This is a genomic window from Arthrobacter gandavensis (assembly GCF_015355785.1).
GTDB classification, from domain to species: domain Bacteria; phylum Actinomycetota; class Actinomycetes; order Actinomycetales; family Micrococcaceae; genus Arthrobacter_B; species Arthrobacter_B gandavensis_A.
In genome coordinates this window covers 1033871-1048623 of the sequence record NZ_JADKYW010000005.1, presented here as the reverse complement: position 1 = coordinate 1048623, position 14753 = coordinate 1033871, and the positions used below count along the sequence as shown (strand labels likewise).

The window sequence follows — 14753 nt, the reverse complement described above, 5'->3', positions numbered from 1 at the left end:
GAAAGCAGGGCCGGCGTGCCGGCTCCTCACCGACGGTGCAAGCGGATAACACCCGCGGAATCTCTCAGGTCCAATACAGAGCGGGGAGGAGCCAGCCGTCGTTTCGGCGTACCCTCGCCAGCCTCTTGGAGCCTCCTATGACAGCAGTACCGTCCACCGCAGCCTTCGTTGACCGCCATATTGGTGCCCGCGCAACCGAAACCGACGCGATGCTCAAGGCTGTCGGCTATGACACCCTCGATAACCTGGTGGACACGGCCGTCCCCGCCGCTATCCGGCAGGATGCCCCGCTGGTGCTCAGCGCACCGCGCAGCGAGCAGGAAACCCTCGCCGAGCTGCGCCGCATCGCCGCCAGGAACAAGACCGCCGTCCAGATGATCGGCCAGGGCTATTTCGACACCCACACCCCGCCGGTGATCCTGCGCAATGTGGTGGAAGACCCGGCCTGGTACACCGCGTACACCCCGTACCAGCCCGAAATCTCCCAGGGCCGCCTCGAAGCGCTGCTGAACTTTCAGACCATGGTCCAGGACCTCACCGCACTCCCGGTGGCCAATGCCTCGCTGCTGGATGAAGCTACCGCCGTTGCCGAAGCCGTCCTGCTGATGCGCCGTTCCAACAAGGCCAAGGCGGACGGCAAGATCGTGCTCGACGCCGACGCACTGCCCCAGACCATCGCGATCGTCCGCGGCCGCGCCAAGGCGCTGGGCTTCGACGTCGAGGTCGCCGACCTCGCTGCGGGCCTGCCCGGCGGCGAGATCACCGGCGTCGTGCTCCAGCAGCCCGGCGTCTCCGGCGCCGTCCGGGACCTGTCCGGCGTCGTCACCGAAGCCAAGGACCGTGGCGCCCTGGTGACCGTTGCCGCTGACCTGCTGGCACTGACCCTGCTGACACCTCCCGGCGAGCAGGGCGCGGACATCGCGGTCGGCTCCGTGCAGCGCTTTGGCGTTCCGCTGTTCTTCGGCGGACCGCACGCCGCCTACATGGCTGTCCGCAAGGGCCTTGAGCGCTCGCTGCCCGGCCGCCTAGTCGGCGTGTCCAAGGACTCCGCCGGTACCCCCGCGTACCGCTTGGCGCTGCAGACCCGCGAGCAGCACATCCGCCGTGAGAAGGCTACGTCCAACATCTGCACTGCCCAGGCGCTGCTGGCGATCGTTGCCTCCATGTACGCCGTCTACCACGGCCCCGAAGGCCTGAAGGCCATCGCCCTGCGCGCCAACGGCCACGCCCGTGCGCTCGCCACCGCGCTCACGAACGCCGGAATCGAGCTGGCCTCGGACGTTTTCTTCGACACCGTCACCGCCCGCGTTCCCGGCCGTGCCGCCGAAGTAGTTGCCGCCGCCGAAGCCAAGGGCATCAACCTGCGGCAGATCGACGCTGACACCGTGGGCATATCCGCTGACGAAACCACCACGGACGCCGTGATCGCCGACGTCGCACGCGCCTTTGGCGCACAGCCGGCTGTCGAGGTCGCCGGGTTCGAACTGTCGGCTGAACTGCTGCGCACCTCGGATTACATGACCCACCCGGTGTTCTCCTCCTACCGTTCCGAAACCCAGATGCTGCGTTACCTGCGCCGCCTCTCGGACCGGGACCTGGCCCTGGACCGCACCATGATCCCGCTGGGCTCCTGCACCATGAAGCTCAACGCCACGGCGGAGATGCAGGCCATGACCTGGCCCGAGTTCGCGTCCATCCACCCGTTCGCCCCGGATTCCCAGACCGAGGGCTGGCGTGAACTGATCGCGGATCTGGAAGCCCAGCTGGCCACGATCACCGGCTACGACCAGGTGTCCATCCAGCCCAACGCCGGCTCGCAGGGCGAGCTTGCCGGCCTGCTGGCCATCCGCGGCTACCACCACTCCCGCGGCGACGAGCAGCGCAACATCTGCCTCATCCCCGCGTCCGCGCACGGCACCAACGCAGCCTCCGCCGTCCTGGCCGGCATGAAGGTCGTCGTCGTAGGCACTGCCGGCGACGGCGCGATCGACCACGAGGACCTGCGCGCCAAGATCGATGCGCACCGCGAGAACCTCGCCGCGATCATGATCACCTACCCCTCCACCCACGGTGTGTACGACGACGACGTCCGCGACGTCTGCGAAGCCGTGCACGCGGCCGGCGGCCAGGTCTACATCGACGGCGCAAACCTCAACGCCCTGGTTGGCCTGGCACAGCCCGGCGAGTTCGGCGGCGACGTCTCCCACCTCAACCTGCACAAGACCTTCTGCATCCCGCACGGCGGCGGCGGCCCCGGCGTCGGACCGGTTGCCGCCAAGGCACACCTGGCACCGTTCATGCCCGGCAACGCCGCGGCCTGGGACGGCGGGGAAGACATCCCGATCTCCGCATCCCGGTTCGGTTCCGCCGGTGTGCTGCCGATCTCCTGGGCCTACGTCCGGCTGATGGGCGGGGAGGGCCTCACCGCTGCGACCAAGAGCGCGCTCCTGGCAGCGAACTACGTGGCGGCCCGGCTGAACGACTACTTCCCGGTGCTCTACACGGGCAAGGGCGGACTGGTGGCGCACGAGTGCATCCTGGACCTGCGCGAGCTGACCAGTAAGACCGGCGTCACGGCCGAGGACGTGGCCAAGCGCCTGGTGGACTACGGCTTCCACGCCCCGACGCTGTCCTTCCCGGTGGCCGGCACCCTAATGGTGGAGCCGACCGAATCCGAGGACCAGGGCGAAATTGACCGGTTCATCGAGGCGATGATCGCCATCCGCGGCGAGATCGACCAGGTGGCAGCCGGGGACTTCTCCGTGGAGGAGAGCCCGCTGCGCAACGCGCCGCACACCGCCGCCGTCGCCGCCGGCAACGAATGGAACCGTCCCTACCCGCGCGAACAGGCCGTCTTCCCGCTGAAGAGCCTGCGCATGGACAAGTACTTCCCGCCGGTGGGCCGCATTGACGGCGCCGCGGGAGACCGCAACCTGGTGTGCTCCTGCCCGCCGATCGAAGACTTCGAAAACTAAAGGGGACCGCCGCAATGACTGAGCAGTACACCGCTCTCTACGAAGAGCACAAGAAACTCGGTGCCTCCTTCACCGACTTCGGCGGCTGGCAGATGCCGCTGAAGTACAGCTCCGAGCTGGCCGAGCACCACGCCGTCCGCAGGGCCGCCGGCCTGTTCGACCTGTCCCACATGGGCGAAGTCGCGGTCACCGGACCGCAGGCCGCCGCGTTCCTGGACTACGCGCTCACGGGCAAGCTTTCTGCCGTGGCCGTGGGCCGCGCCAAGTACTCGCTGATCACGAACGCCGACGGCGGGATCATCGACGATCTGATCAGCTACCGGCTGGGTGACGACTCCTATCTGGTGGTTCCGAACGCGGGCAATGCCGCCACCGTTGCGGCGGAGCTGGCCGCCCGGGCCGATGGGTTCGACGTCGTAGTGCAGGACCAGACGGCGGCCACCTCGCTGGTGGCCGTGCAGGGCCCCGAAGCCGAGGCCATCCTGCTGGACCTGGTTCCCTCCGCACAGCAGGACCTGGTCACCGGGATGAAGTACTACGCTGCGGCGCAGGTTGAGCTTTCCGTGGGGGGCAGCTCGCATCCGCTGCTGGTGGCACGTACCGGTTACACCGGTGAGGACGGCTTTGAGATCTACGTCCCGAATGACGACGCCGCCGCCCTGTGGCAGGCGCTGCTTGCCGCCGGTGAAGGACGAGGACTCGTCCCGGCAGGCCTTGCCTGCCGCGATTCGCTGCGCCTGGAAGCGGGCATGCCGCTTTACGGCAACGAACTCTCCCTGGACGTGGATCCGTACGCGGCCGGACTGGGCGGCGTCGTCGCGCTGTCAAAGGACGGAGACTTCGTGGGACGCGAGGCCCTGGCTGCCAGGAAGGAGCAGGCCCCGGCACACAAATTGGTTGGACTGAAGGGTTCCGGCCGCCGGTCGGCCCGCTCGCACTACCAGGTCCTTCAGGACGGCAACTCCGTCGGCGAAGTCACCTCCGGCGCTCCCAGCCCCACCCTGGGCTACCCGATCGCCCTGGCCTACGTCGATGCCGCCGTCTCCGCCCCCGGCACCTCCCTCGACGTCGACCTCCGCGGCAAGCCTGAATCCTTCGAAGTCGTCTCTCTCCCCTTCTACAAGCGCGCCAAGTAGTACCGAGGAAGAAGCCGTACAAAACCGGGCGCACGTGTCGGCGTCCGGCTCGCGGCGGGCGGTGCGGTGTTCTGTGTAGCCCCGCATCGCCGAAGCGAGGAACGAGCGAGGTGTCTAAGGGGCGGCAGAATGCCGTACCGTCTGCCCCAGACACGGGCACGCAGCATCGACATCCGTAGACTTTGAACCAGTTGTTCACACCACTTGAAAGGCACATCCTATGAGCAAAGTTGACTCTTCCCTCCGTTACTCCGCCGAACACGAGTGGGTGGACGCTTCCAGCCCCGTGAAGGTCGGCATCTCCGCCGTCGCTGCTGACGCCCTGGGCGACGTCGTGTACGTTGACCTGCCCGCCGTCGGCGACACCGTCACCGCAGGCGAGACCTGCGGCGAGGTTGAATCCACCAAGTCCGTCTCGGATCTGTACGCCCCGGTTTCCGGCACCATCGTGGAGGTCAACCAGGAAGCCGTGGACAACCCGGCCATCCTGAACGAAGACCCCTACGGTGCCGGCTGGCTGTTCACCGTTGAGGTCACGGAGGAGGGTGAGCTCATGAGCGCTGCCGAGTACGCAGAGAAGAACGGCGGCGAGCTGTGACGGATTTCCTGAACTCCCGCCTGGCGGAGATCGATCCCGAGGTTGCCGAGCAGATCGACAACGAGCGCCGCCGTCAGCAGGACGGCCTGGAGATGATCGCCTCCGAGAACCACACTGCGGTGGCCATCATGGAAGCCCAGGGCTCGGTGCTGACCAACAAGTACGCCGAAGGCTACCCCGGGCGCCGCTATTACGGCGGCTGCGAGTACGTGGACGTCATCGAGCAGCTGGCCATCGACCGCGCCAAGGCCCTGTTCGGTGCGGGCTTCGCGAATGTCCAGCCGCACTCCGGCGCCCAGGCGAACGCCTCGGTAATGCACGCACTGATCCGTCCGGGTGACACCGTGCTGGGACTTTCCCTGGCCGACGGCGGCCACCTGACGCACGGCATGAAGATCAACTTCTCCGGCCGGCTGTACAACATCGTTCCCTACGGCGTGGACGAAACCACCCACACCGTGAACATGGACGACGTCGCGCGCCTGGCCCGTGAGCACAAGCCGAAGCTGATCGTCGCCGGCTGGTCCGCCTATGCGCGCCAGCTGGACTTCGAAGCGTTCCGCGCCATCGCCGACGAGGTGGGTGCCTACCTCATGGTGGACATGGCGCACTTCGCTGGACTGGTCGCGGCCGGGCTGCACCCCAGCCCGGTTCCGCACGCTCACGTGGTGACCTCCACGACGCATAAGACCCTGGCCGGTCCGCGGGGCGGCATCATCCTCTCCAACGACGCGGACATCGCCAAGAAGATCAACTCCGCGGTGTTCCCTGGCCAGCAGGGCGGTCCGCTGGAGCACGTGATCGCGGGCAAGGCGACAGCACTGAAGATCGCCGCCACGCCCGAGTTCCGCGAACGCCAGGAACGCACCCTGGCCGGATCCCGGATCCTCGCCGAGCGGCTGCTTGCAGAGGACGTGGCTGCCAGGGGAATCTCCGTGGTCTCCGGTGGCACGGACGTGCACCTGGTCCTGGTGGACCTGCGCAACGCGGAGCTGGACGGCCAGCAGGCCGAGGACCGTCTTGCCCAGATCGACATCACGGTCAACCGCAACGCCGTGCCGTTCGACCCGCGTCCTCCGATGGTCACCTCCGGTCTACGCATCGGTACTCCGGCACTGGCAACGCGCGGCTTCGACGAAGCAGCGTTCACAGAAGTCGCAGACATCATCGCGCTGGCGCTCATAGCCGGGAACGGCAAGGACCTCAGTGCACTCAAGGACCGCGTCCACGCACTGGCCGCGGCCCATCCGCTCTACCCGCAGGTCGCCGACCTGGCCGGAGCACCCGCCCGCGCCTAACCGGCGCGAACCAAAGGACACCGCATGGCTGTAGGCGTATTCGACCTCTTCACCGTAGGCATCGGCCCCTCAAGCTCCCACACCGTGGGGCCGATGAGGGCGGGCGCGGCCTTCGCCGCGGAGCTCGCCGACGCCGGTGTCCTTGGCTCCGTGGCCGGTCTCCGTGTGGACCTTTACGGGTCCCTCGCGGCGACCGGCCGCGGGCACGGCACTTTTCCCGCCGTCCTCCTGGGGCTTGAAGGCTTCGCGCCGGAAGAGATCCTCCCTGATGAGATGGAGGAACGGCTCGCCGAGATTGAAGCCAGCGGCAAGGTCCAGCTGGGCAGCCAGCTCAAACCGGCCAACGGCGTCGGCGTGGTCCTTGAATACGGAATCGCGGACATGGTGCTGCACCCGCTCACCGTCCTGCCGCGGCACACCAACGGCATCCGGTTCGCAGTTTCCGGCACGGACGGTGAAATCCTCCGTGAGGCGACGTTCTTCAGCGTGGGCGGCGGGTTCATTGTGCGCGACGGCGAGGAGGAAACGGCCGCCGTCGAGCTTGAAGCCTCAAAACAGTCCCTTCCGTATCCGTTCCGCACCGCCGTGCAGCTGCTGGAACACTGCACGGACAACGGCCTGTCCATCAGCCAGGTGATGCTGGCGAACGAGCTGGTGTCCCGCTCCGAGGAGGAGATGCGCGCCGGCCTGCTGCACATCCGCGACGTGATGGACCAGTGCAAGGACTCAGCCATTTCCCGCACCGGCCTCCTGCCGGGAGGCCTGAAGGTCCGGCGTCGGGCACCGCAGTGGCACACCCGCCTGCGCGCAGAGGATCCCACCCGGGACCCGCGCTTCTGGCAGGAATGGGTCAACCTGGTGGCGCTGGCCGTCAACGAGGAAAACGCTTCCGGCGGCCGCGTTGTCACCGCGCCGACCAACGGTGCCGCGGGCATCATCCCCGCCGTGCTTTTCTACGCCACGCACTACGGCCCTGGCATGGACACGGCCACGCAGGAACAGAAGGACGACGCCGTCGTCCGCTTCCTGCTCACCGCCGGCGCGATCGGGGTGCTCTACAAGGAGCAGGCCTCGATTTCGGGCGCGGAGGTGGGCTGCCAGGGCGAGGTGGGATCGGCGTCGTCCATGGCCGCCGCGGGCCTCGCCGAGATCCTGGGCGGTTCGCCCGAACAGGTTGAAAACGCCGCGGAAATCGCGATGGAGCACAACCTTGGCCTGACCTGCGATCCGATCGGCGGGCTGGTCCAGGTGCCGTGCATCGAACGGAACGCGATCGGCGCCGGCAAAGCGGTCAACGCCGCCAAGATGGCCCTCTGGGGCGACGGCGAGCACCGCGTCTCGCTGGACGAGGTCATCGTGACGATGCGGGAAACCGGACGGGACATGAGCTCGAAATACAAGGAGACCGCCATGGGCGGCCTGGCCGTGAACGTGGTGGAGTGCTGAGCTGCGCGGGTTGAGAAGGACACATCCCGGTGGTAGACAGTAAGGACGCTTAGTAAGTTGCCAACCGGAAGGAAAGCACCATGGCCGAACGCGGAAACAGCACCCACGGGCGCCGTCTGGATGAGGAAATGAAGCACGAAACGCAGAACCTCACCCGCAACGCCGTCCCCGACCACACCCAGGAATGGCGCCAGCCAGAACCCCTGGCGGATGACACCGACACCCCCGAAGTCCAGGACGTCATGGGGGTTGCCCGGGAGACTGAAGCTTCCACAATTCAGCCGGAGGGGGATGACTGAGGATGCCCAAGACCACCAGGACCGGCACGACGAAAAAGAGCGAGCTGCCGTCCACCCTTGAACGCTCCGACAAGAAGGCGCAGGACACCTTCGCCAAAACCTATGATTCGGCCCTCCAGGAATACGGCGATGAGCAGCGGGCCGCGCAGACCGCCTACGCATCGCTGAAGCACACCTACGAGAAGGTTGGCGACCACTGGGAGCCCAAGGAATCCAAGGGTCCGTCGGATCAAAAAGCCGTCGAGGGCAGGAGTTCCAGTGCGAACACGGCCGGAGGAGTGGACGCCAACGCCTCCAAGGACCACCTGTACGACGTCGCGTCCAGGCTGGATATCACCGGCCGTTCCCGCATGAACAAGGGCGAATTGGTTGACGCTATCCAGAAGGCCAACAAGAGGGAAACCCGAAAGTCGCGCAGCTGACGACGAGGCACCTGACCCCGAGTTCCAAAATGTGACTTGTGTTACCTCCGGGACTTAAGTAAAGCTGTACTGCGAATCAGACAGCTTACTTACTAGTTCCGGAGGTCCAGCATGGCCACCAACACCCGTGTCCCGCTGGCATCCGAATCCGGGGTTCTGGCCACCATAGACACGTCCGTCAACGAGTTCATGGAGCCCATTGCGACGGCGTTCAACGACATCGTGTTCTTTCCCCTCACGATCGGTGATTTCAGCTTCCCCATAGTCGTCGCCTGGCTGATCATCGCCGGCGTCGTCATTACGTGCTACTTCGGTTTTATCCAGTTCCGCGGGCTGCGGGTTTCCGGACAGGTGATCCGGGGAAAGTTCTCCACGAAGCAGGACCCCGGGGAAGTACCGCATTTCCAGGCCCTCACCTCGGCCCTGTCCGGGACGGTGGGCCTGGGCAACATTGCCGGTGTCGGTGCCGCCATGGCTCTGGGCGGACCGGGTGCCACGTTCTGGATGATCCTCGCCGGACTGCTGGGCATGGCCACCAAATTCGCCGAATGCACGCTGGGCGTCAAGTACCGCGAGGTCCATGATGACGGCAGCGTCAGCGGCGGACCGTTCAAGTATCTGCCGGTGGCGTTCAAGCGGTTCGGCTCGCTGCCGGCCAAGGTGCTGACCGGCGTCTTCGCTGTTGCGATCCTGCTCTTCGGCGTTGCCGGCGGCAACATGTTCCAGGCGAACCAGACCTTCGCCCAGGTGCGCAACGCCACCGGCGGCGATGAGGGCTTCATGGGCTCCGACGGCGCCGCGCTGGTCTTCGGCGTGATCCTGGCCGTCCTCGTCGCCGTCGTGATTCTTGGCGGCATCAAGTCCATCGGCGCCACCACGTCCAGGCTGGTGCCGGCCATGGCTGCGGTTTACATCCTCGCCTGCGGGGCAGTTATCGCCGTGAACTTTGCCAATATTCCGGCCGCGTTCGGCGCCATTCTTGAGGGAGCGTTCCGGCCAGAGGGCTTTGCCGGCGGGATCCTGGGTGTCATGATCATCGGCTTCCAGCGTGCCTCCTTCTCCAACGAAGCGGGCGTCGGGTCCGCTGCCATTGCCCATTCCGCGGTGAAGACCCGCCGACCGGTCAGCGAGGGGTTCGTGGCGATGCTGGAACCGCTCGTGGACACTGTCCTGATCTGCACCATGACCGCCCTGGCCATCATCATGGCCGGCGCTCCCAGCCTTCAGGCCGGAATTGACCAGGTGCAGGGCGGAGGTGGGGCGCCCGACGGCGTCATTCTCACCTCTGACGCCTTTGCCACCGTGCTGCCGTGGTTCCCGGCGATCCTGGCCATCGCCGTCGCGCTGTTCGCCTACTCCACCCTGATTACTTGGTCCTACTACGGACTTAAGGCCTGGGAATACCTCTTTGGCCGTGGCCGGAAGCGGGAGGTTGCCTACAAGGTCATCTTTTTGACCTTCACCGTGGCCGGCTGCATCCTCTCCTTCAGCCAGGTCATCTCCTTCACCGATGCCGCGCTGTTCATCTGCGCCTTCGTGAACCTGCTCGGGGTGTACCTGCTGCTGCCGGTGATCAAGCGGGAAATGACGAAGTACCTTGCGGACCGCAGGAGCGGAAAGCTGGACATTCTAGGCATCGAAGACGAGGACATCGAGGACGCCGCCCCGGCCCGGTAGGTGCTGCATCCGGCCCCCACCCATCGAGATGGCAGAAAGTGCCCGTTTCAGCGCTGAAACGGGCACTTTCTGTTATCTCGGGGGGAAGCGGCAGCGGGGGCGTTGACCGGCCGGGTGCACGGGCCTAGTGTCGACCCAACTTGTCTACGGGCAGGACCGGATCCAACCGGCCCGGCAAAAACAAAGGGGTTTTTGTGCATCTTCCGGCAGCGCAGTACGAACAGGTCCTTGATCCAATCGGCGACTCCCTGGTGCTCTCCGCCATCCTGGCGGCGCTCCCGCTGCTGCTGCTGTTCGTGATGCTCGGGGTGTTCCGGCTCAAGGCTTACCAGGCGGGCATCATTTCCCTGGTCCTGTCCATCCTGCTGGCCCTCTTCGGCTGGGGCATGCCGCTGGACCAGACCCTCTCCGCCACCGCCCTGGGCGCGTTCTACGCCATCTTCCCGATCCTCTGGATCCTCATCAACGCGCTCTGGATCTACAACCTCACCGTCGCCACCCCGTGGTTCGACGTGCTGGGCCGGACCATCCGCTCCATCTCTGACGACCTGCGGATCCTGTCCATCCTGATCGCCTTCTGCTTCGGGGCGCTGCTGGAGTCGCTGGCAGGCTTCGGCGCCCCGGTGGCCATTGCCGCGGCGATGCTGATGGCCGCGGGCATGAAACCGCTGAAGTCGGCGATCGTTGCACTGCTGGCCAACACAGCCCCGGTGGCGTTCGGTGCCATGGCCGCACCGATCATCGCCCTAAACGGCGTCACCGGCATTCCGCTGCAGGAACTTTCCTCCATGACCGGACGGCAGACGCCGTTCATCGCGCTGGTGGTCCCGTTGATCCTGGTCTTCCTGGTGGACGGCAGGCGCGGTGTGCGCCAGACATGGCCGGTGGCCCTGGTTGCCGGGATCGTGTTCGGCCTGGCCCAGTTCGTGGCCTCGAACTTCTTCGTGGTGGAACTGACCGACGTCGTGGCGGCAGTTGCCACCGTGATCGCGGTGCTGGCCATGCTGCGGGTCTGGCAGCCGAAGGAACTTATCGGCATGTCCGGGGAAGCGATGAACGACGACGCCGGTGCGGAGCACGGCGCCGCGGCGGAAGAACTGGGCGGGGAGCGGGCGGAAGGCACTGCGACCCTGACCCGCACGGGCGGCGACGGCAGCACCTCGCAGGCTTCCGGAAGCGGCGGCGGCTCGGGGCGAAGGTCTGCCGCCGGCGGTGGGAGCGAGGGGTCCGTAGAAGAAGAGGGACGCGATAATAGGCGGCCGCCGGCGCGCAGCGTCTGGCTCTCCGTGGCTCCGTACCTGATCATCATCGTGGTCTTCTCCCTCGCGCAGATCCCGCCCATCAAGGCCTGGCTGACGCAGGTAGGAGGGGTGACGTTCCACTGGCCGGGCCTGGATGTGGTGAACTCCTCCGGGGACCCGGTGGGCGCCCAGAACCTTCGCTTCGACCACCTCAAGGCCACCGGAACGCTGCTGCTGATCTCCGGGATCCTCACGATGGTTCTCTACCGGATTGCGCCTGCGAAGGGGATTCGGATCTACGGAGAGACCCTGAAGACCCTGCGCTGGACCATCGTGACGGTCTGTTCGGTGCTGGCGCTGTCCTTCGTGATGAACCTGTCAGGCCAGACCACCACCCTGGGTGTCGCGCTCGCCTCGGCCGGTGGCTTCTTCGCACTCCTGTCCCCGCTGTTGGGCTGGATCGGCGTGGCACTGACCGGATCGGACACGTCGTCGAACTCCCTCTTCGGGCAGCTGCAGGTTGCCGCCGCCGAGGAGACCGGGCTCTCTCCCACCCTGATGGCGGCGGCGAACTCCTCTGCCGGGGTGCTGGGCAAGATGCTGTCGCTGCAGAACCTCGCCATTGCGGCTGCGGCCGTGGGCCTGAATGGAGTGGAAGGCACGCTGCTGCGCAAGCTGATCGGCTGGTCCCTCGGGCTGCTGGTCCTCATGACCCTCTTGATCTGGCTGCAGTCCACGCCGGTGCTCGGCTGGATGGTTCCATAGGTTGGCAACGCAAGGAGAGCGTGTGAGTACCGAGTCCCTCGACGTATCCGGTATCCCTCCGGGGGACGGGACGGCCGCCGTGCTGGGCGCTGCAGCCTGCTTTTCCGTTGACCAGCAGGACCGGTTGAAAGCCAGTACGGACCGATCCGGCTTCGTGGCTGAAAGCATCCCGGACGGGGTGGTCTTCGCCCAGGATGCCGCGGAAGTAGCCGAAGTCCTGCGCCGGGCCACCGCACACCGGGTGCCTGTAGTGCCGCGCGGAGCAGGGACGGGGCTCGCGGGAGCATCATCCTCCCGGCGGGGCGAGGTGGTGCTCGACGTGTCCGGCATGAACCGGATCCTGCGGATCGACTCCGAAGAGCAGCTGGCCGTGGTGCAGCCCGGAGTGCTGAACGCTGAACTTAACGCGGCCGCAGCAGAATACGGACTGTTCTACGCCCCGGACCCGGCCAGTACCGCCATCTGTTCGATCGGCGGGAATATCGCCACCAATGCCGGCGGCATGCGCTGCGCCAAATACGGTGTCACCCGCGAAGCAGTGCTGGCACTGCGCGTGATCCTCGCCGACGGGCGGGAACTGCGCACCGGCCGCGAAACCATCAAGGGTGTCAGCGGCTATGACCTGAACGCCCTGATGATCGGCTCCGAAGGCACCCTGGGGATCGTGGTTGAAGCGACCCTGCGGCTGCGCCCGCTGCCCGTGCAGACCGCCACGGTTGCTGCCTTCTTCCCGAACGTGGAGCAGGCGGCGAGGGCGGCGTCGGCCGTTGTTGCGGCGCGGATCCAGCCGTCCATGATGGAGCTGATGGACGGGCAGACCCTGGAAGCGGTGGACGCCGCACTTGGCACGGACTACCGTTCCCGCGGCGCTTCCTTCCTGCTGGTCCAAACCGACGGGCACGGTGCCTTCCTGGAGCAGGACGTGGTGATGGACGCCGTGTCACCGTTCGGGCTTTGTGAACGCGCTGTCGACGACGAGCAGGCCGCTGCGCTGGTGCAGGCGCGCCGGGAAGCCATCCCGTCCCTGGAGAAGCTCGGCCGGGTCTCGATCGGAGACATCGGGGTTCCCCGCGGAAAGCTGGCCGACGTCGTCTCCGGGCTGGAAGCGATCGCCGAACGCACCGGAGTGCGGATCTTCACGATCGCGCACGCCTCGGACGGGAACCTGCACCCGATGATTGTGATGGACCCGGAAGAGTCCGTGACCGAGGGGCCGCCCAAGGTGGCGCTGGGGGAGATGTTCCACCTGGCCAAGTCCCTGGGCGGCACGCTCACCGGGGAACACGGCATTGGCCTGCTGAAGCGGGACTGGCTGCAGGAAGAGCTCGGGGACGTCTCGCTCGAAGTCATGCACACAATCCGCACGGCACTGGACCCGCTCGGCATCCTTAACCCCGGCAAGGCCATCTAGGAGCCGGCTGCCCTACTCGAAGAGCAGGGAGACGCGCAGGTTCTCGATGGGGGCGGGTCCTACGCCGCGAACCCACAGGACGAGTTTCTGATTCTGCGCCACGGCCAGTGATCCAGTGCGCCCACACTGGGAGGTAGTCGTGCAGGACATGGCGGGTTGGAACAGTCCGTCACGGACGAGGTACACGTCGATGCTGCTGCTCCGGTCCGTCATCTCGACCCTCATCTCGGTGATGGTCCCCGCGCGCGGCATTCGAATTTCGTTAGCTTCCCGCGAGCTGGAGGGAGCCACCGAGCCGGAGATCGGGAAGTAACCCGAAGCGTCGGCGAAAGCTGCGGGATCCATGGTGCCGGGCAGGAAACTGACGAAGACCGTCCCCGCCCCGGCCGGACCCTGGGGCCCCTGCGGGCCGGCCGATCCCGCCGGGCCAGCGGGACCGGTATCGCCGGTGTCGCCCTTGTCGCCCTGTGGCCCGGCTGGCCCTGCCGGCCCCTGGGGTCCTGCAGGTCCTTGGAGGCCGGCCGGGCCGCCCTGACCTTCTGGTCCCGCAGCACCGGTGGTTCCCACTGGGCCCGGGACGCCCGGGTCACCTTGCAGGCCTTGCGCGCCTTGGGGACCCATGGGACCCTGCGGGCCGATCAGGCTTTGAGACCCACCCGGCCACGTTCCCGCCGTCTTGGGGCCGTAGATTGCGAAGGTCGCGGTGTCGAGGTAGAAGTCGCCGTCCACGCCCACATTGTTTGCAGGAGCCCCGGATCCGTTGTGGATGCTGTTTCCGTCCCGGCCGGGAAGCCCCGCCGGCCCGGTGGGCCCGGCGGGGCCCTGTTCCCCGGCGGGCCCGGTTGCTCCGTCAGCCCCGTCCGCTCCGTCGGCGCCGTCCGCTCCGTCAGTTCCAGCGGGCCCGGTAGCTCCCGGGACTCCCGCCGCCCCCGTCGCTCCTGCTTGACCGGCCGCCCCGGCCGCCCCCGTCGCTCCTGCCTGGCCAGCCGCCCCTGGCTTGCCGGACGCGCCCGCTGGGCCAGTCGGCCCCGCCTGCCCCGGAACGCCAGCCGGTCCCGCTTGCCCCGGAACGCCTGCTGGCCCGGATTCTCCTGGCTTGCCGTCGGTGCCCGGTTCGCCCTTGTTTCCCTTCCCGTCGGCCGACGCCGACGCCGACGCCGACGCCGACGCCGACGCCGTCGCCGCCACGCTGGGAACCTCGCCGTCAGCTCCGGCAGCCAACCAGGACACCGGGATACTGCCCGGGCCGCAATCGAGCTCCCCGGCTGATGTGGCAATGCTGGTGAATTGCAGCGAGGTGTCGTCGAGGCAGGCGTGATAGGAGGCCGAGCCCGAGGAAGCGGGTGTGCAGGCTGAGAGTGCAAGGACAGCAGCGGCTGCTGCAGCAATTGCCGGCACAAGCCGGAGGACGGGGCGGTTCACGGGGATCTCCTGGGTCGTCTTTGGGACAAGGTGGGGAGAAGGGCCGGACCAGCGCGGTGCGGT

The 14753-nt window shown here is 66.9% G+C and carries 12 protein-coding genes; 11 read left to right on the top strand and 1 reads right to left on the bottom strand.

Annotation, left to right across the window (positions count from 1 at the left end):
* Positions 1-137 precede the first annotated feature (137 nt).
* From gcvP to ITX31_RS09985, 10 genes are all read left to right on the top strand, one after another.
* Complete coding sequence (gene gcvP, locus ITX31_RS10030; protein ID WP_194783230.1) at positions 138-2975, top strand: aminomethyl-transferring glycine dehydrogenase; 2838 nt, start codon at positions 138-140, stop codon at positions 2973-2975.
* A 14-nt stretch (positions 2976-2989) separates the two neighbouring features.
* A complete protein-coding gene (gene gcvT / locus ITX31_RS10025; protein ID WP_194783229.1) occupies positions 2990-4111 on the top strand; it encodes a glycine cleavage system aminomethyltransferase GcvT in 1122 nt (373 codons plus the stop codon).
* Positions 4112-4331: 220 nt separating this feature from the next.
* On the top strand, positions 4332-4709 hold the full coding sequence (gcvH, locus tag ITX31_RS10020) for a glycine cleavage system protein GcvH (RefSeq protein ID WP_194783228.1): 378 nt from the start codon (positions 4332-4334) through the stop codon (positions 4707-4709).
* Entirely contained in the window at positions 4706-6007 is a 1302-nt protein-coding gene (gene glyA, locus ITX31_RS10015) for a serine hydroxymethyltransferase (protein WP_323745638.1), read from the top strand. The genes gcvH and glyA overlap by 4 nt, the downstream gene beginning before the upstream one ends.
* A 24-nt stretch (positions 6008-6031) precedes the next feature.
* Positions 6032-7453: an L-serine ammonia-lyase gene (locus tag ITX31_RS10010; protein WP_194783227.1), complete on the top strand. Its 1422-nt coding sequence runs from the start codon at positions 6032-6034 to the stop codon at positions 7451-7453.
* A gap of 80 nt (positions 7454-7533) precedes the next feature.
* Positions 7534-7752 carry a hypothetical protein gene (locus ITX31_RS10005; protein WP_194783226.1) on the top strand — a complete coding sequence of 73 codons (219 nt, stop codon included), beginning with the start codon at positions 7534-7536 and terminating at the stop codon, positions 7750-7752.
* A 2-nt stretch (positions 7753-7754) separates the two neighbouring features.
* Entirely contained in the window at positions 7755-8174 is a 420-nt protein-coding gene (locus ITX31_RS10000; protein WP_194783225.1) for a ChaB family protein, read from the top strand.
* 111 nt (positions 8175-8285) lie between these two features.
* Positions 8286-9851, top strand: coding sequence for an alanine/glycine:cation symporter family protein (locus tag ITX31_RS09995; RefSeq protein ID WP_194783224.1), 1566 nt, complete (start codon positions 8286-8288; stop codon positions 9849-9851).
* Between the two features lie 194 nt (positions 9852-10045).
* Positions 10046-11857: an L-lactate permease gene (locus ITX31_RS09990; RefSeq protein WP_323745637.1), complete on the top strand. Its 1812-nt coding sequence runs from the start codon at positions 10046-10048 to the stop codon at positions 11855-11857.
* A 22-nt stretch (positions 11858-11879) separates the two neighbouring features.
* Positions 11880-13268, top strand: coding sequence for an FAD-binding oxidoreductase (locus ITX31_RS09985; RefSeq protein ID WP_323745636.1), 1389 nt, complete (start codon positions 11880-11882; stop codon positions 13266-13268).
* Positions 13269-13280: 12 nt separating this feature from the next.
* On the opposite strand, the gene ITX31_RS15850 is transcribed toward ITX31_RS09985, so the two are convergent.
* On the bottom strand, positions 13281-13613 hold the full coding sequence (locus ITX31_RS15850) for a hypothetical protein (RefSeq protein ID WP_228529129.1): 333 nt from the start codon (positions 13611-13613) through the stop codon (positions 13281-13283).
* Positions 13614-14388: 775 nt separating this feature from the next.
* Between ITX31_RS15850 and ITX31_RS15845 the strand changes: the two genes are divergently transcribed.
* A complete protein-coding gene (locus tag ITX31_RS15845; protein WP_228529128.1) occupies positions 14389-14586 on the top strand; it encodes a hypothetical protein in 198 nt (65 codons plus the stop codon).
* Positions 14587-14753: the final 167 nt, after the last annotated feature.